This is a genomic window from Phycisphaerales bacterium, from assembly GCA_035627955.1.
GTDB lineage: Bacteria > Planctomycetota > Phycisphaerae > Phycisphaerales > UBA1924 > JAEYTB01.
Genome location: DASPKU010000006.1, coordinates 135,888 through 152,777 on the forward strand (window position 1 = coordinate 135,888; position 16,890 = coordinate 152,777).

The 16,890-nt window shown below is 68.2% G+C and carries 14 protein-coding genes; 4 read left to right on the forward strand and 10 right to left on the reverse strand.

Annotation, left to right across the window (positions count from 1 at the left end):
* Window positions 1-22: 22 nt before the first annotated feature.
* The gene (locus VD997_05155) at window positions 23-1,450 is read left to right on the forward strand and encodes a M20/M25/M40 family metallo-hydrolase (protein ID HYE61364.1); all 1,428 of its coding nucleotides are present in this window, start codon (window positions 23-25) and stop codon (window positions 1,448-1,450) included.
* On the opposite strand, the gene VD997_05160 is transcribed toward VD997_05155, so the two are convergent.
* A complete protein-coding gene (locus VD997_05160; GenBank protein ID HYE61365.1) occupies window positions 1,447-1,665 on the reverse strand; it encodes a hypothetical protein in 219 nt (72 codons plus the stop codon). The genes VD997_05155 and VD997_05160 overlap by 4 nt on opposite strands.
* 54 nt (window positions 1,666-1,719) lie before the next feature.
* Between VD997_05160 and VD997_05165 the strand changes: the two genes are divergently transcribed.
* Complete coding sequence (locus VD997_05165) at window positions 1,720-4,251, forward strand: hypothetical protein (GenBank protein ID HYE61366.1); 2,532 nt, start codon at window positions 1,720-1,722, stop codon at window positions 4,249-4,251.
* 43 nt (window positions 4,252-4,294) lie between these two features.
* Complete coding sequence (locus VD997_05170) at window positions 4,295-5,251, forward strand: ABC transporter ATP-binding protein (GenBank protein HYE61367.1); 957 nt, start codon at window positions 4,295-4,297, stop codon at window positions 5,249-5,251.
* A gap of 95 nt (window positions 5,252-5,346) precedes the next feature.
* Here VD997_05170 and VD997_05175 read toward each other — a convergent pair whose 3' ends face one another.
* From VD997_05175 to VD997_05215, 9 genes are all read right to left on the reverse strand, one after another.
* Complete coding sequence (locus tag VD997_05175) at window positions 5,347-6,525, reverse strand: citrate/2-methylcitrate synthase (protein ID HYE61368.1); 1,179 nt, start codon at window positions 6,523-6,525, stop codon at window positions 5,347-5,349.
* A 148-nt stretch (window positions 6,526-6,673) separates the two neighbouring features.
* Window positions 6,674-7,750: a hypothetical protein gene (locus VD997_05180; protein ID HYE61369.1), complete on the reverse strand. Its 1,077-nt coding sequence runs from the start codon at window positions 7,748-7,750 to the stop codon at window positions 6,674-6,676.
* Between the two features lie 32 nt (window positions 7,751-7,782).
* Window positions 7,783-9,900, reverse strand: coding sequence for an FAD-dependent monooxygenase (locus tag VD997_05185; protein HYE61370.1), 2,118 nt, complete (start codon window positions 9,898-9,900; stop codon window positions 7,783-7,785).
* A gap of 36 nt (window positions 9,901-9,936) precedes the next feature.
* Window positions 9,937-10,545 carry a metallophosphoesterase family protein gene (locus VD997_05190; GenBank protein HYE61371.1) on the reverse strand — a complete coding sequence of 203 codons (609 nt, stop codon included), beginning with the start codon at window positions 10,543-10,545 and terminating at the stop codon, window positions 9,937-9,939.
* Complete coding sequence (gene kynU / locus VD997_05195; protein HYE61372.1) at window positions 10,542-11,837, reverse strand: kynureninase; 1,296 nt, start codon at window positions 11,835-11,837, stop codon at window positions 10,542-10,544. The genes VD997_05190 and kynU overlap by 4 nt, the downstream gene beginning before the upstream one ends.
* 69 nt (window positions 11,838-11,906) lie before the next feature.
* Window positions 11,907-12,929 carry a hypothetical protein gene (locus VD997_05200; protein ID HYE61373.1) on the reverse strand — a complete coding sequence of 341 codons (1,023 nt, stop codon included), beginning with the start codon at window positions 12,927-12,929 and terminating at the stop codon, window positions 11,907-11,909.
* Window positions 12,930-13,132: 203 nt separating this feature from the next.
* Window positions 13,133-13,420, reverse strand: a complete 288-nt coding sequence (locus tag VD997_05205) for a DUF1294 domain-containing protein (GenBank protein ID HYE61374.1) — start codon at window positions 13,418-13,420, stop codon at window positions 13,133-13,135.
* Window positions 13,421-13,438: 18 nt separating this feature from the next.
* The gene (gene ispG / locus VD997_05210) at window positions 13,439-14,704 is read right to left on the reverse strand and encodes a flavodoxin-dependent (E)-4-hydroxy-3-methylbut-2-enyl-diphosphate synthase (GenBank protein HYE61375.1); all 1,266 of its coding nucleotides are present in this window, start codon (window positions 14,702-14,704) and stop codon (window positions 13,439-13,441) included.
* A gap of 71 nt (window positions 14,705-14,775) precedes the next feature.
* A complete protein-coding gene (locus tag VD997_05215) occupies window positions 14,776-15,558 on the reverse strand; it encodes a hypothetical protein (protein ID HYE61376.1) in 783 nt (260 codons plus the stop codon).
* 162 nt (window positions 15,559-15,720) lie between these two features.
* On the opposite strand from VD997_05215, the gene VD997_05220 reads away from it, so the two are divergent.
* The gene (locus VD997_05220; GenBank protein ID HYE61377.1) at window positions 15,721-16,884 is read left to right on the forward strand and encodes a hypothetical protein; all 1,164 of its coding nucleotides are present in this window, start codon (window positions 15,721-15,723) and stop codon (window positions 16,882-16,884) included.
* Window positions 16,885-16,890: the final 6 nt, after the last annotated feature.

Below are 16,890 nucleotides of genomic sequence, written 5' to 3' on the forward strand. Positions count from 1 at the left end.
GCACCATTGCCGGAGAGTTTTGATGTCTACACCTGCCGCCGTCCTTGACACCCTTGCAAAGAACGAGCCCGCCGCGATTCAGCGGTTGATCGACTGGCTCAAAATCCCGAGCATCTCGACGGACCCCGCGTACAAGGGTGAGGTGCGGCGGGCGGCGGACTGGGCCGCGGGGCAGCTGAGGGAGCTGGGGTTCAGCGTGCGGGTGCTGGATACGGGGACGCCGGCGGGGGCAGGGCACCCGATCGTGCTCGCGACCATCGCGCCGGCGCCGGCGTACAAGGGCGCGCACGTGCTGTTCTATGGGCACTACGACGTGCAGCCGGTCGATCCGCTGGAACTGTGGGAGAGCAAGCCGTTCGAGCCGGTGATCAAGCCCGCGACACCGGGCGGCCCCGGCGAGCGGATCGTCGCCCGCGGCGCGGTGGACGACAAGGGCCAGGTCATGATGTTCATCGAGGCCTGCCGCGCGTGGAAGCAGGCGACCGGGCACGCCACCGGCGGCGCGGCGTTCACGGTGCTGCTCGAGGGTGAGGAGGAGTCTGGCTCGGCCAACCTCCAGCCCTTCGTCGCGGCGCACCAGGATGAGCTCAAGAAGTGCAACGTGGTGCTGATCTCCGACACAGGGATGATCAGCAAGGACCGGCCGTGCATCACGTACGGCGTGCGGGGGCTGGCGTACACGGAGATCACGCTGCACGCGGCCAACCAGGACCTGCACTCGGGGCTGTGGGGCGGGCGCTGCCCGAACCCGAATAACGAGCTGGCCAAGGTGCTGGCGCAGCTGTGGGACGAGAAGCGGCGGGTGACGATCCCGGGGTTCTACGACGATGTGCGCCCGCTGCGGCAGGAGGAGCGGGACGCGTGGCAGAAGCTGGGCGTCACGGCCGCGGAGGCGCTGGCGAAGATCGGGCTGCCGCCAGCGGCGGACATTGGCGAGGAGGGGTACACATTCCTGGAGCGCGAGTGGGCGCGCCCCACGGCCGAGGTGAACGGCATCTGGGGCGGGTACATCGGGAAGGGTGCGAAGACGGTGATCCCCGCGCACGCGAGCGCGAAGGTGTCGTTCCGGCTGGTGGCCGATCAGGACCCCAAAAAGGTCACGCAGATGTTCTTCAAGTGGCTGGAAGCCCGGACGCCCCCCGGCTGCCGGTGGGAGCTGAACGATCATCACGGCGGGTTCGGCGTGACAGTCCCAACGGACTCGCCGGTGCTGGGTGCGGCGCGCCGGGCCATCGAACGGGCGACGGGCAAGCGGCCGGAGCTGATCAAGAGCGGCGGGTCGATTCCGGTGGCGGGCATGCTCAAGGACATGCTGGGCCTGGACACGATCTTCATGGGCTTTGGGCTCGAGGATGACCGTGTGCACTCGCCCAACGAGAAGTTCGAGCTTGAGTGCTACCGCATGGGGGCGAAGTCGCACGCGATGTTTATCGCGGAGCTGGTGGGCTAGGCGGCCTTGCGGTTGTCCTCCGCCTCGCCGACCTCCACGATCTCCTGGGAGGCCATCCGCTGCAGGCGGTCCAGACGCTCCTTGCGGAGGGTGCCCACGCGGACCCGCATGTCGTGGATGTAGGTGACATCCCGCAGCCCCGCGGCCATGAAGTGGAGCAGGGCGAGCAGGCCGATGGCCGTCAGGATGATGGCGAGCGTCCAGACCGGTCCCATACCAGCGGGATCGGCGGGTGAAACCGGAGGCTTGAATCCCTGTAGAATCCAGGCGTGAGCCAACCGTCTGATAAGCACCCCGCGGCCCGCCCTTCCCTTCACTGGCCGCACATCCTGCGTGCGCTGGTGCTGGCGATAACCCTTGCGGCGTCGTTCGGGCTGCCCGCGACAGCGCGGGCGCAGGGCACGGCGGCCCCGGGGGCGGCGCCGATCACGTCGGGCGAGGTGAAGATCGAGCTCGAGTCGTTCGGCTTGGGGAACGTGGCCCGCGTGGGGGACTGGACGGGCATCCGCCTGAAGATCACGGACACCGGCAGCAAGAGCCGCGACCTGATCATCCGCATCGCTGGCCTGGACTTCGACGGCGACACGCCGCTGTATCAGCGCGTGATCGCGTCCAACCCCGGCAGCCCGATGAGCGTGTGGATGTACGTGCGGCTGCCGTTCAGCTTCAACCAGACGAGCGGGCTGCCGGTGTACGCGTACGAGGCCTCGGAAGAGACGGGTGAAGGCGCGGATGATGCGAGCGGGGGGCGGCGTGCGGGGCGGCTGCTGGGCTTCACTGAGCTGCGGTCGACCGGGACGGTGCGCGAGGCTCCGCAGGCACTAATCGCGGTGGTCGGGCCGCAGGCGCCGCCGCTGGGATTGAACGCGTACAGCCTGACATCGGGTGGATCGCCGCTGTCGCGGGGCGTCAACCCCGCGGCGCACGAAGTGACGGACATTGTGCAGCAGCTCAATCCGGCGGCATTGCCTGACCGCTGGACGGGGCTGGAGTCGTTCGACGCGGTCGTGTGGGCCCAGGGCGACCCGGTGCAGCTCGATGAGCCGCGGAGCAACGCCCTGCGGGAGTACGTGCTGCACGGCGGGCACCTGGTCATTATCCTGCCCTCGGTCAACCAGACGTGGACCGACGAGCGGTCGAACAAGCTGCTGGACGTAATGCCCGCGGTCTCGCTGGCGCAGAAGGACGTCGAGGACTTCGACCGGTACCGGCCGCTGCTGGCGCGTCAGCCTCTGCCCGGGGCAACGCCGCCCACGCAGGCGTTCCCGCGTCGGATGCCCGTGTACACGTTCACGCCGCGCCAGGGGGCGGAAGTGGGCGAGGCGGTGCGGGTGCTGAACGGGCCCGACGGGGATTGCGTCGTCGTGCGGCGGCTGGTTGGATCCGGCGCCATCACACTGGTGGGCCTGGACCTCAACAACCAGTCGCTGTGGAAACCCGGGTACATCGACGCGGACATGTTCTGGCACCGCGTGCTTGGGCGGCGTGGTGATTACAGCCCCAGGCCGCAACAGGGCGGGGGGATTTTCGGCGGGCAGCGGAAGATCTGGATGCTGGACGAGGGCATCGCGGGCGAGATCGCCAAGCAGGGCGACGCGGCGGCGGGCGTGCTGGTGGGGTTCGTCGTGTTCCTGCTGTACTGGCTGGTTGCGGCGCCGGTCGGGTTCTTCCTGCTTAAGCGGTTCAACAAGACGCAGCACGCGTGGGTGGCGTTCGTGGCGACCACAGCGGTGTTCACGGTGATCTCGTGGACGGGCGCGAAGTTTCTGCGCGACTCGACGGTGGGGGCCAGCCATCTGACGGTGCTCGATCACGTGTACGGCCAGCCCTATCAGCGGGCCAAGATGTGGTCCAGTGTGTCGATCCCGCGCTACGGCACGGCCACCATCAGCGTGGGCGAGCAGGACACCGGCGACGCGCCTCCGATCAACAACCTGATTGCGTCGTGGGACACCCCCGCCGACACGGCGTGGGGCGGCTTCCCCGACGTGCGCGGGTATGTGGTGGACACGCGCAGCCCGGACACCATCCGCGTGCCGGTGCGCTCGACGGTGAAGCAGGTGGAGGTGGTGTGGGCGGGCGGACCGCAGTGGCAGATGCCGCGCCCGATGCGCCCGGAAGAGGGCGGGACGGGGACATTGCGGCTGCAGGACCGCGGGATCGATGCGAGCGGCATGCCGACCGCGTCGGCCGTGGGCAAGATCGTGCACAGCATGCCCGGGCCGCTGGAAGAGGGGCTGCTGGTCATCGTGCGACGGCAGCGGAACATCGCGCGGTTCTCTTCGGATTGGCCGGTGTGCGTGGGCGAGGTGTTCAAGATCAACTACGCCTGGCAGCCGGGCTCGCCCCTTGATCTGGACCTGCTCACGAAGTCGGTGCTCCCCAAGGACAGCGACTTGCGAGCGGTCACCAACACCATGTTCCGTGTCGGCGAGGGCGGCGGCGCCGCCACCGACATGGATCGTCGTTTCGCTGCCCTGGCCTTCTTCAACCAACTCCCGCCCAACGAGCCGGGGCTGGAGAACGCCGCGGCCCAGCGGACCTCGACGCACGGGTGGGACCTGGGGCACTGGTTCACGCAGCCGTGCATCATGATCATCGGGCGGGTGGGCAGCGACCGCGCGGGCGTGGCGTCGCCGGTGCCGCTGATGGTGGACGGCGAGGCGGTGCCGAACACGGGGCAGACGATGGTGCGGTGGATTTACCCGCTGCCGGACGACCCGCCGCCGTTCCCGCAATCGAGCGACGCGCCGACGGCGCCGGTGAACGACGCGCCGGCAGTTGAGGGTGGCGAGGGCTGAAGGCACGACAGGCTGAACGTACGAGAGACCGACACACATGCCGATGATCGAGACCATCAATCTGACCAAGCGCTACGGCGAGCTCGTGGCGCTGAACAACCTGAACCTCACCATCAACGAGGGTGACTGCTTCGGGTTCATCGGCCCCAACGGCGCGGGCAAGACGACCACGATCAAGATCCTGGCGACGCTGCTCAAGCCCAGCAGCGGGCAGGCGAACATCGCGGGCCTGACGATCGGCTACCAGAACCGCCAGATTCGGCCGCTCATCGGCTACGTGCCCGACTTCATGGGCGCGTACGAGGACATGGTGGTCACCGAGTACCTGGAGTTCTTCGCCGCGGCGTACAACATCCACGGCCAGCAGCGCAAGAAGGTGATCGCCGACGTGCTGGAGCTGACGGACCTGGGGTACAAGGCGACGGCCGAGGTGAACTCGCTGTCGCGGGGCATGCAGCAGCGGCTGGCGGTGGCGCGGGTGCTGCTGCACGACCCCAAGGTGCTGCTGATGGACGAGCCCGCCAGCGGCCTAGACCCCCGCGCCCGCATCGAGATGCGCGAGCTGCTCAAGGAGCTGCGGCGGATGGGCAAGACCATCCTCATCTCCAGCCACATCCTGCCCGAGCTCGCGGAGCTGTGCAACGTGGTGGGGATCATCGAGCGCGGGCAGCTGCTGTTCAATGGAACAGTGGACGAGATCCTGCGGCGGGCGAAGGTGGGCCACATCCTGCACGTGGGCGTGACCGACCGATTCGAAGAGGCGGGCAACCTGCTGGCGAAGGTGCCGGGGGTGAAGAAGGTGGCGGTCGCGAATGACGATTCGGGCAGCGGCAAGCTCGGCAAGGTGCTGCACGTCAACTACGACGACACGGCCGGGCAGAGCGTGACTGATCTGCCGAACATCCTCGTGAACAGCGGGTTCCGCCTGACGAAGTTCACGGAGGAGCCTGTGAACCTGGAGACGGCCTTCATGCGGCTGACGAAGGGGCTGGTGCAGTAGACGCCGCCGCGGCCGAACGGTCTGGAGCAAAAAGCAGGGGGCCGCGATCTTCATCGCGGCCCCGCGTTACGTTCTGGTCTATTCGAGCGCGCCGATCACCAGCGCCGCACCGGCTCGCCGACGTAACGGGAGAGCGGGCGGATGATGCGGTTGTTCGCGTGCTGCTCCATGATGTGGGCGCACCAGCCGCTCACGCGGGCGGCGACGAAGATGGGCGTGTACTGCGGGACGGGGATGCCCATCACGTAGTACGTCATGCCGCACGGGAAGTCGACGTTGGGGTGGATCTTCTTGTCGCGGAGCATGATCTTCTCGACCTCGTCGCCGATCTCGAACCACTTGAGCTGCGAGGGCCCCTGCTTCTGGGCGATGGCGCGGCCGAGCTTGTTGAGGATGGGGGCGCGGTGGTCGCCGTTCTTGTAGACGCGGTGGCCGAAGCCCATGAGCTTGCGCTTGGTGGCGAACGCGTTCTGCATGAAGTCGTTAACGGTGCCCTTGCCGGACTCGATGAAGGTGCGGATTTCCTTGAGCATCTCCATCGCCATCTCGTTGGCGCCGCCGTGGAGCGGGCCCTTGAGCGCGGCGATGCCGCCGCAGACGGCGCCGTGCATGTCGGAGAGGGTGCCGGCGATGACGCGGCTGGCGAAGGTGCTGGCGTTGAAGTCGTGCTCGGCGTAGAGGATGAGCGAGATGTCGATGCAGCGGGCGTACTCGGCGGGCTGCTTCGTGCCGGTCATCAGGTAGAGCAGGTTCGCGGCGTGATCGAGGCTGGGGTCGCCGCCCTTCTCGACGCCGATCAGCGGCTTGCCGTCGATCACGTTCTGCATGTGGCCGATGATGGTCGGCACCTTGGCGAGCAGGCGCTTGCTCTTGCGGAGATTGGCCTCGGCGGAGTTGTCCTGGCAGTCCTTGTCGAGGTGGCCGAGGATGCTGACGGCGGTGCGGACGACGTCCATGGGGACGGCGGTGCCGGCCTTGAGCGCGGGGCCGGCGTCCTTGAGGAACTGGATGACGAGCGGCGGCAGGGCGCGCTCGGCGACGATCTCGCCCTTGAACCGCTTGAGCTCATCAGGACCAGGCTTGTGGCCCTCGAGGAGGAGGAACGCGACCTCCTCGAAGGTGGCGTTCTGTGCGAGGTCGTGGATCTCGTAGCCGCGGTAGAAGAGGCCGCCCTGCTCGATGGAGCAGATGGTGGTCTCACCGGCGATGACACCTTCCAGGCCGCGAGAGAACGCGGCTTCGGCAGCGGACGGGGCGGCGGGCGCGGTCGTCATAAGCCTTCAAACTCCGTGGAAAAGTAAGGGTGAATCCGTGTTTTCGAGTGTAGGCGGGGCGGCCGGGGGCGCGACATCCCACGGTAAAGGGCCGGCGGTGGCCGGCCCTGTGTGGGGTGCAGGTGGCTGGTTGCAAGTGCCTGTCGCGTCACTTCTTGGCGGGGGCGGCCGTCGGCTGGTCGCTCCTCGAGCGCTGGGGGGTGGTGGCGGTCGGTGCTGCCTGGCCGCTCTGGATGGTGGTCTCCAGCTTGATGGAGCGCTTCATCTCCTCGGGCGGGCTCTGTGGGGGGGTGGCCCGCACCTGCTCGCTCGAGGTCAGGGTCATCTTCGAGTCCACGGGCGCCATGGCAAGGGTTGAGCCGCGGTAGGTGCCGCTGCCGGCGCCGGTGAGACTCACGAGCTCGAGCTTGTAGCCGGGCGGCAGGTTCGGGAGCGCCATTTCCTGCGGCTCGGCCCTCTGTGTCACGGCGGTGTCGAGGGTGAAGGTTGCGTCCTTCGTCTCCTGAAGTGTCGCGGTCGTGGTCTGGGACATCGAAAGGCCGAGGTTGTCGACGACAGCGCTGACTTCCCACTTGGCGCCCTTGCCGACTGATTCGACGGGGAGTGGCGTGACGAGCTGGTTGAGCATCGTGCGGATCTTGTCCACCATCTCGGGCGCCGCGGCCGCGGCGGTCTCGGGGAGCTTGAAGTCGGCACTACGGGTCTCGCCACGGCTGGAGACCACGACGCGGGCGGTCATGCCCTGCATGGCGTTGAGGGCGTCCTTGATGAGCTGGGCTTCCATCGGGTTGGTGCCAGCGCCGTCGGTGGTCATGGTCGTGAAGGTTGCGTCGTAGGTGATGTCGCCGCCGGGCGCGACCTCCTTCACGGCCTGGTCCATGCGGATCACGACCGAAGGGGTCGACATCTGCATGACCTTGCCCGCGAAGTCGGCCTGCGAGGACATGGACATGCGGATGTTGACGGTGTTGGTGCTTCCAACCGCGGGGGCGTAGCGGAGCTGCACGCGGGGCTCGGCGCCGGCGTCGATGAGCTTGATGACGGGGGTAGAAACGGTGAGGGCGGGATTCTTGGGCTGGTCCTGCTTCGGCGCTGGCTGAGCGGGGCTTGAGGGTTGGGTGGGGCGGGGCTGGGTCGGCTGGTTTGCTGGTGTGGGCTGTGCGTGCGTGACAGCGCTGGCGGCTGCCACGGTGATTCCAAGCCACATGAGACGGCGCGTGGGCATACGGGACTCCTTGGTGCACAAGGGTACGGTGCTCAGGCGAGCGGGCGCAGCACGGCCCGCACGGGGCTCCCGTCGAAGCCCATGAGCTTGAGCGGCGCGGCGATCAGCTCGTACTCCCCGGGGGCGACGCTCTGGAGGTCGAGCCCTTCGAGGATTGCGATGCCCTGCTTGAGAATGGCCTTGTGGGCGGGCAGGTCCTTGGAGTCCTGAAGGTCGACGCTGGGGGTGTCGATGCCGATGGTGCGGACGCCTTTCGCCGCGAGGGCCTCGACGAGCTCGACCGAGAGGGCCGCGAAGTCGGAGTTCCAGGACTCGAAGCTCGGAAAGGTGCCGGTGCGGATGAGCACGCGCGGGTGGCGGATGGCATCGAGGCCGGTGCAGTGCTGGGGTAGGACGCGCTGGGCGCTGGGTGTGGTCGCGGCAATGACGTGACAGGGGCCGATGTAGTGGTCCAGCGGCATCTCGCCGACGCTGGGAGCCTTGTCGCCGTAGTGGTTGGGACCGTCCGCGTGAGCGCCGAGGTGAACGGTGGTGCGGAGCGTGGAGAGCGTGATGTTGTCGCCGCGCGAGATGTCGCAGAGGACCTCGCGCGAGGGGCAGGTGTCGCCGGGCCAGACGTTGGTGGTCGGGGTGATGGCGGGGGTGATGTCGATGAGCCGCTTGTCGCCGCTGGATGAGCCGCCGCCTGCGAGCACGCGCCCGGCCACCTCGGCGACGCGTGACCGCCAGTTCGCGTCGCCGAGCGTTTCGATCGAGCCGCGCGGCACCTCACGGATGACGGCGTCCAGCACCCGGTCGAGCTCGCGACCGCGCTGGCGGGCCTGCGCGTAGGGCACGGTCGAGAAGCTCACGAGGTTGTACTGCGGCGTGACGGTGCCCAGGTGCGCGTGGTGCACGGCCTGCTCCACCTTCTTGCGGTAGACGAAGTCGGGCTGCCCGGTCTTGTCTCGCATCTCGACGAAGTTCTCGACCGCCATGTCGGCGATGGCGTCGGCGTTGGGCTTGCGATCCGCCTGGTACGCGCTGAGCGCGCCGGTGAAGTCCCAGCGGTTGCCGCTTCGCTCGGGCGGGTGCTCGCGCAAACAGCGGGAGAGCGCGGTGCAGTCCTCGAACGCGGCGTTCATGCCCTGGCCGTAGAAGGGCACGATGGCGTGCGCGGCGTCCCCGAGCAGCGCCACCCGGCCTCCGTGCTGCCAGGGCCAGCAGCGGACGGTGACGAGCGAACTCGTCGGGTTGCGGGTGTAGTCCTCAACGAGCGTTGGCATCAGCGGCACGGCGTCGGGGTAGTGCTCGCGGAAGTGCCGCTCGATGTCGGGGGGGGTCCGCAGGTTCTCGAAGGAGTGGGGGCCCTTGAAGGGCCAGAAGAGCGTGCAGGTGAAGGAGCCGTCGCGGTTTGGGAGCGCGATCATCATGGACTGGCCGCGGGGCCAGATGTGGAGGGCGTGGGGTTCCATGGCGAAGGAGGAAGACTCCACCGCGGAGTTGGCGGAGGGGGCGGAGGTGCGCGGAGCGGAGTTTGGAGCGGGCGGGATGTGGAGTTCTTTGTAGCCGTGCTCGAGGTAGGACTGGCTGTACTCGAAGCGGTCGGTCTTCTGGAGCCGGCCGCGGACCCCACTGAAGGCGCCGTCGGCGCCGATGATCAGGTCGGCCTCAACGCGCGTGATCGAACCGTCGGGCTTCTGGAAGATGGCCGCAGGCGCGGGCGAGTCCAGGTCCACGTCGATGCAGAAGTGGTCGAACGTGAGCGACACGCTGCGGTGCTCGGCCGCGGCCTTGATGAGGGTCAGGTTCAGCCCGCCGCGGGAGACGGAGTTGATGGCGTCCTTGGGATCGTGCGAGTAGGGCAGGAAGTAGGTGGGGGTGGTGCTGTTGGGCGGGCCGGGCGGGTGGATCATGCGGCCGGGCATGCGGATGGCGTCGCTGCGCATCACCCGCTCGTCGAGCCCGGCGCCCGCCAGGCCGGCGATGCCGCGGGCAGAGAGGGCGAGGTTGATGGACCGGCCGCCGGCGTAGCCGTGGGCGCGCGGGTCGGAGCGGCGCTCGAACAGCGACACGCGATAGCCCTCGCGGGCGAGGTAGCAGGCCATGAGCGCGCCGGCGAGACCCGCGCCGGCGATGAGCACGTGGATGTCGGCGTTTGAGCGACCCATGGGTGGATTGTTGCCGCGCCGCGGGGCGGCGCTCACCTACCGCACGCGGACGATCTCGACGGTCTCGGCGCCCGGGTTCCAGAGTGCGTAGCGGGGCTCGTCGATGCCGTCGCGCCCCCGCCCGACCGCGCCGACGCAGATGGCGTACCGGCGTGCCGCGTCGAGCGTGACGGGCTCGCCGTACTCGAACGGGACGACGAGCGCCTCGTCGCCATCGCTGGCGAAGATCGCCGGGATGTGGATGTGACCAACGAAGCACAGGCGCTGGCGCGTGCCGCGGAAGAGCTGCGCGGCGTCGCGCAGGTCGCGCACGCCGCGTGCCCCCGCCACCGGCGAGATATGGGTGAACAGCACGTCGCCCTCGCGGAGCTCGCGGGGCATGCTGCGCAGGAACTGGTCCTCGGGCGAGCCCTCGGGCAGGTCGCACATCAGGTCGCAGTTGCCTAGCACGCTGGGCACGCCCCTCCGCAGCAGCTCCGTCAGCACGGGAGCGCCGCCGCGCCAATCGTCCACGTTGTCGCCGAGGCTGATGATGCGGCTGATGCCGCGGCGGTCGATGTCGGCGAGCACGGCCTGGAGCCGGGGAAGGTCGCCGTGCGCGTCGGAAATGATGGCGGTGGGGGTGTTATTGATCGGAGGCGTCACAGCACCCTCTTCAGCACCTGCACGAGCTCCCAGCAGTCACGGTAACTGACGTAGAGCGGGGCGGGGGCGACGCGGACCACGTTCGGCTCGCGGAAGTCGACGACAACGCCCTGGGCGTGCATGCGCTTCTCGAAGTCGCGGGTGGCGCCGCTGACGGCGAGCGAGAGCTGCGCCCCGCGCTGCTCCCTCTCCCGCGGCGTGATGATCTGCACCTTGCCGGGCAGCTCGCGTGTGATGAGCCACTCGAGGTAGCCGGTGATCTTCTCGCTCTTCTCGCGGAGGGCACCCATGCCGACGCGGTCGAAGATCTGCATGGACGCCTTCACGGGGGCGAGGGCCATGATGGGCGGGTTGCTGAGCTGCCAGGCCTCGGCGCTCTGCATGGGCTCGATGGTGGGCCTCATCTGGAAGCGGGTGGCGGGCTGTGTGCCCCACCAGCCTTCGAATCGGGGGAGCGAAGAGCCGCCGCGGAGCGGCGGGGTACCCGGTACCTTGAAGTGACGTTCGTGGACGAATGCGCCCGCTACGGCACCGGGGCCGCTGTTGAGGTACTTGTACGTGCACCACGCGGCGAAGTCGACGCCCCAGTCGTGCAGCTTCATAGGCACATTGCCCGCGGCGTGGGCGAGGTCCCAGCCGACGGTGCAGCCGCGCTCTTTCGCGGCCGCGGTGATCCGCTGCATGTCGAACCACTGGCCCGTCAGGTAGTTCACGGCGCCCAGCATCACCAGCGCGACCTGCTGCCCCTGCTCCCACAGGAAGGCCTCGATGTCGCTGGTGCGGAGGGTGTGCTCGCCGTCTCGCGGACGCAGGCGGATCAGACCGTCCTTAGGGTCGATGCCGTGGAACCGCAGCTGGCTTGCGACCGCGTAGCTGTCGGAGGGGAACGCGGTGTCCTCGATCACGATTTTGTAGCGTTCGCTGGTGGGCCTGAAGAACGACACCATCAGGAGGTGCAGGTTGGTGGTGAGACTGTTCATCATCACGCACTCACCGGGCACGCCGCCGACGAGCCTGGCCGCGGGCTCGCGGAACCATTCGTGGTAGGGCAGCCACGGGTCGCGCCCGTGCAGGTGGGCCCCCACGCCCAGCCGAGCCCAGTCCTCGAGTTCCTGCTCGAGCAGTGCACGCGTCGCCATGGGCTGGCACCCCAGCGAGTTGCCCGTCATGTAGACGCACGGACGCGACGGGTCCTTGGCGCTGGGCGGGATGTGGAAGAGCCCGCGGCACTCCTGCAGCGGATCGGCGGCGTCGAGTGAGGAGGCGAAGGCTTCGTCGGAGCGAAATTCCATGGGTGCAGGATAAGGCACACGGCCTTGAAGCGAGGCCGTCAGCAGTCCCGCAGGTCCTGCTACACCCGGCTAGCAGTCTCCGCCGCCCAGGACTCGGAAGAAGGCCTCGATGTCCTGGTCGGTCCCGGCATCGCCGTCGCCGTTGAAGTCGGCGCCGCCCCGCCAGCACGCGGCACAGCAGTTCCCGCCGAGACAGGCGAAGAACGCCTCGATGTCCTGATCGGTGCCGCCGTCGCCGTCGCCGTTGAAGTCCTGCGGCCCGCAGGGGGGTGGCGGCGGAGTCAGGTCGAGCAGGTCGATGTAGCGGCCGCTCCCGGCGTAGATGAGCTCGTCAACCCCGGTGCCGGGGTCGTAGCGGTGGATGCCGGCGCTGTTGGTCCACACGACGCTCCCGTCGCGCAGCTGGTGCACGCCCCGGGCCTCAAAGGCCGGGAACGAGGACAGGATCTGCCCGGTGTCCTTGTGCAGGGTGGCGATCCGGGCATCGGTGAACGAGGCGGCGAGAACGTGGCCGTCGAGGTCATGCCCGAGCTGCTCGACGAACCGGACGCCGATGCCGTTGTTGAAGGTGCCCAGTGAAACACCGCCATAGGTGTAGCGGTGCACTTCATCGAATGTGGTGACGCTCGCGCCAACGAGCAGAGCGCCCTGGTGCTCGAGGACCGAGAACGGGCTTGAAGCCTGCCCGGAGGTGGAGAACCGAAACACGAATGCGCCGTTGGTATCGAAAACCTCGATCGAGTTGGCGTTGCGGGACACGTACACCCGACCGTCCGCGTATTCCATGCCGCGGACGTTGTCCATTGTCTGAGGCGGGTTGCCCTCTACGGCGCCCAGGTACTCGCCGGTCAGGCTCCAGCGGGAAACCCGGTCAGCGTTCTGTTCTGAGACCCAGATCTCCTGCCCCACCTGCATGGCGTGGAACGGCAGTCCGCCGGCCAGCGTGAAGTACGCGTCGTTCTCCACCGCTCCGGTCTCCGGGTTCAGGAGCACCAGCCGGTTGGCGGCCGAGTCGGGCATCATCAGGTACTGCTGCCCCAGCGCGGGGAGGGCAAGCAGCATGGCGGTGATCAGGGCGAACCCTCGGGGCATTCCGGCGAAACTCCTCGGCGGGCGTGGACCAGGGCAGCGCCACCCGCGCGGAATCTGCTGGGGGGCGGTGAGAGACAGCCCATCCGTCGCAGATGGCCGATGGGATGCGTCGAACCGGGGATTCCGTCTGTGGGTCGCTGCACCCACCGGGCTCCCACGGGTGGTGGGCCCGAACAGGGGCCCGGATCGGTGCCGAAAAGGCGTTATCTGGAGAGGGTGAAGGCCCACGCGATAAGGTGGGAAGCGGTTATCAGTAGGGTGACCAGGACAAAGGGCAGCTTCCGGTTCTTGTGCGTGACGATCAGCATGGCCGCGATCGCACCCGGGAACCCGCCGAGCAGCTCCGCCAAGTGAAGCGAGGATTCGGGTATGCGGCGGCGACCGGCTACGGCGGCGCGTTTGTCGCGGGCGAACGCCGCAAACGTGACCAGTGAGGCGATGGCGTACCAGCCGGCCGTCAGGATGAGGGTGAGCTCGGGGTGGGATGGCATCACAGGCCGAGCCGCGCCTTATCGCCCGGACACCGTCAACGGCGTGAGGCCGCCGGTGGCCACTTTGGCGTAGCCGCTGCCCAGCTCGCCGATGGGGTCCGGGGGCACGATTTCCACCTTCTTCTCGCCCAGCTTGGCCTCGCCGCGGAGCACCTTGTCCTGGAATGCCAGGCACTCCGCCAGCAGGCGGGGCAGGATTTCCGGCTCAGGTACGTTTGCGACCCGCTCGCCCTGCACGTAGATGATGCCGCGACGGTCTCCCGCGAACACGGCCACGTCCGCCCCCTCCGCCTCGCCCGGCCCGTTCACGATGCACCCCATCACCGCCACCTTCATTGGCACAGTGACCTTCTCCGCAAGGGCCTTGCGGACATCCTGAATGAGCGTGAAGAGGTCGACTTGGATGCGGCCGCACGTGGGGCAGGCGATGAGGTCGACACCCACACGCTGCCGCAGGCCGAGGGAGTACAGCAGCTCCAGCCCGTCCTGCACCTCGTAGATGGGGTCGTTGGCGTAGCTGATGCGGATGGTGTCCCCGATGCCGTTAATGAGCAGACCCGCCAGCGCCGCCACCGACCGAATGCAGCCCGTCTCCTTAGGCCCGGCGTGCGTCACTCCCAGGTGCAGCGGGTGGTCGAAACGCTTGCTGATCTCGGTGTAGGCGTCCACCACGATCTGCGCATCCATCGACTTGGCGCTGATGGCGATGTCGTAGAAGTCGCGCTCGTAGAAGATGTCGAGGTACTCCTCGAGCTTGGCGATCATGATCGCCAGCAGGTAGCCGTGCTTCTGGTCCGAGAACACGGCCCCCAGCTCCTTCATCCGCTTCTGCTTGTCCTTGCGCTCGATGATCGAGCCCTCGTTGACGCCCACGCGGATGGGGATGCCCCTGCCGCCGTTGGCCGCCTTGCACGCGTCGATCACCGCGTTCACCTGCGCCCGGTCCTGAATGTTCCCGGGGTTAAGGCGGATCTTGTGCACGCCCGCCTCCACCGCCTCGAGGGCGCGCTGGAAGTGGAAGTGCACGTCCGCGACGATCGGAACCTTCACCTGCGGGATGATGTGGCGGAGGGCCTCGGTATCTTTCTTTTCCGGCACGGCCACGCGGACGATGTCGGCCCCCGCCGCCGCGAGCTTGTTGATCTCCCGCACGCACCCGTCGATGTCATGGGTGTACCCGGCGGTCATGGTCTGCACCGAGACAGGGGCGTCGCCGCCGATCTTGACGATGCCGACGCGCTCGTCGCCGACCTGGATTTGACGGGTCTTCTTGCGTGGGGTCATGTGCGGGGATGGTAGGAAACCGGGAGTGGCACTGGGCGCGTGCGTGCGCCCGCAAGGCTGGGGATTGGTCGTCAGGCGCCCTGCGGCTGAGCAGCGGGTGTAGTACTGCTCGGGGCCTTCCCCGGTTCGGAGGCGTAGCGGCAGACCTTGACGCCGATGTGATGCAGCCAGGCGACGTACATGGTGGCCAGGAGGAACACGGCGGTGCCCATGGACTGGAGAAGGACCGCGAGGTTCAGGTTGTTGATGCGGGAGGCGTAGCGGAGCAGGGCGGGCTCGACATTGGAGAGGACCGCGAAGGCCAGCCCGAAGCCGAGCCACGCGAACGACGCATGCCCGCGGACCGCGCGGTAGCAGGTGCTGGAGACGGGCCACTTGTACAGGGCGCGGTAGAGCGCCGGGCTGAGGCGGGCATCGATCAGCATCACCAGCCACGGCGCGAAGGCGAAGAGGATCGAATGCACCAGCCCCAGGGGGCGCAGGATGGTGATGGTGGCTCCGGAGCGGAACTGGACGCCGCCCTGGGTCATGCGGCCCGCGGCCATTGACACGAGGGCGGTCGCAAGGAGCCCGCCAACGAGGATGATGACGGAGGCGGTGCTCGCGTTGCGGCGTGCGAGTGCATCGGCCGCACGGGACTCGATCCGGATCCCTTGGAACAGCAGGCGCGGGCTACGGAGGAAGGCGATGTACGTGCCCCACCAGTCGCGGGCGACCTGCCAGGGCGACCCCGGCCGGTGCTCGGGAAGCGAGTGCGCGATGGCACGCCCGCACTCCGGGCACGACCCCTCGATGGGCAGGTCGGCAAGTGGATACCCGCAGGACTCGCACAGAATGCCTTGCGCAGCAAGCATTCGCAATGGTAGAACGCAGGCGTGCGTACGAGCCCGGAACGCAGTGACGGGTCCCCCGAGGAACCCGCGACGAAGGCAGCACCGCCCGCTCACTCCGTTCGGGGCTCGTTTCGAACGTCCCTTGTGTTGAATGAGGCTTGTTCCACTCGGTAGGCTGGTGCGATGGCCGACGTCAGCCGTTGCCCAGAGTGCGGGAGCGATCCCTCGGTCCCCGGGCCTCTGCCATGGTGGGGGCGGCTCACAGGCCTCCCGCTCGTCATCGCTACTTGCCTGCTGGGCTTCTGCGTGCTCATGGCGGCGGTGCGGATGCAGAAGGGCACGTCCACGATCGGTGGGGCGAAGGCGACCGGCCTGGGAATGACGGTCGGCGAGGTGCGGGACGCCGCCGCGGGCGAGCTCGGCCTTCAGCGGCGGCTCGCGGACGCGATCCTGAAACCCGCCGAGGACTTCATGTTCACAGGCAGTGCGGAGTGGGAGGTGGGCTGCGGGCCGGGGCCGGTCCAGAGGGTTGACCAGTGGGCCATCGGGTTCCCCGTGCAGTGGGTGACGTGGAGCAGCTTCACTCAACTGCGGAAAGGGCCTGCGCTCGCGCCCATGGACGAGTGGAGGTGGTTCGGGCTGACGCTCCGATGGACCACGCGCGCAGCTACGGGGCCAACGAGCACGCTCCTGATCGACCTGCCGGGGCTGGCCCTCGTGCTGCTGTGCGTGCTAGTGATCGCGGCCGTGCTGCAGCGCATCGCGAGCTGCCGTTCAAGGCGCGTGAAGGGGTCGGCGTGGGCGTGTGGGGTCATTGCTCTGGTGCTGCTGCTGTTGTGGCCGGCTCATACCACCGAGCAGCGCTACGGATCGGGCGGCATGCCGCGGGGAGTTTCCCGGAACCGAACGCGAATCCTCGCAAAGGACGCCGAAGGACTCGCCTCGATCGCCGTCACCGCCGCGGCTCAGCTGGCGCAGCGAGATCCGCTTGAAGCCGCCGTGGTCGAATGGCAGATGCCGCAGAATGGCAAGATGGAGTACACGGAAGTGGGCTGGCCGCGCGCCTGGGGCGGCATCGGTGTGTATGCCGCCGTGCCACCAGATGAGCACGCGGGGGAGGACCTTGGGCTGCGTGTGCAACAAGGCATCTTCCGCTGGCGGTGGTTCGGTGACGACGGGCGACTGCGGTCGTTCGCGATTCCTGCGAAGTCGGTGGCGACGACGCTCACGCCCGTGCTGCTGCTGTCGCTGGGTGTGCACTGGACGGCGGTGAGGTTGCAGGGCCGGCGCGAGCGACGACTCGCGAAGGAGAACTGCTGCCTCGGTTGCGGGTACAACGTGACCTGAGCGGCG

Excerpts from the sequence above, each read along its gene's own strand:
- kynU (HYE61372.1), bottom strand. The coding sequence starts at position 11,837 with ATGGAATTTCGCTCCGACGAAGCCTTCGCCTCCTCACTCGACGCCGCC.
- VD997_05215 (HYE61376.1), bottom strand. The coding sequence starts at position 15,558 with ATGCTTGCTGCGCAAGGCATTCTGTGCGAGTCCTGCGGGTATCCACTT.
- VD997_05205 (HYE61374.1), bottom strand. The coding sequence starts at position 13,420 with ATGCCATCCCACCCCGAGCTCACCCTCATCCTGACGGCCGGCTGGTAC.
- VD997_05180 (HYE61369.1), bottom strand. The coding sequence starts at position 7,750 with ATGCCCACGCGCCGTCTCATGTGGCTTGGAATCACCGTGGCAGCCGCC.
- VD997_05220 (HYE61377.1), top strand. The coding sequence starts at position 15,721 with ATGGCCGACGTCAGCCGTTGCCCAGAGTGCGGGAGCGATCCCTCGGTC.
- VD997_05200 (HYE61373.1), bottom strand. The coding sequence starts at position 12,929 with ATGCCCCGAGGGTTCGCCCTGATCACCGCCATGCTGCTTGCCCTCCCC.
- VD997_05175 (HYE61368.1), bottom strand. The coding sequence starts at position 6,525 with ATGACGACCGCGCCCGCCGCCCCGTCCGCTGCCGAAGCCGCGTTCTCT.
- VD997_05160 (HYE61365.1), bottom strand. The coding sequence starts at position 1,665 with ATGGGACCGGTCTGGACGCTCGCCATCATCCTGACGGCCATCGGCCTG.
- VD997_05185 (HYE61370.1), bottom strand. The coding sequence starts at position 9,900 with ATGGGTCGCTCAAACGCCGACATCCACGTGCTCATCGCCGGCGCGGGT.
- VD997_05155 (HYE61364.1), top strand. The coding sequence starts at position 23 with ATGTCTACACCTGCCGCCGTCCTTGACACCCTTGCAAAGAACGAGCCC.
- ispG (HYE61375.1), bottom strand. The coding sequence starts at position 14,704 with ATGACCCCACGCAAGAAGACCCGTCAAATCCAGGTCGGCGACGAGCGC.
- VD997_05170 (HYE61367.1), top strand. The coding sequence starts at position 4,295 with ATGATCGAGACCATCAATCTGACCAAGCGCTACGGCGAGCTCGTGGCG.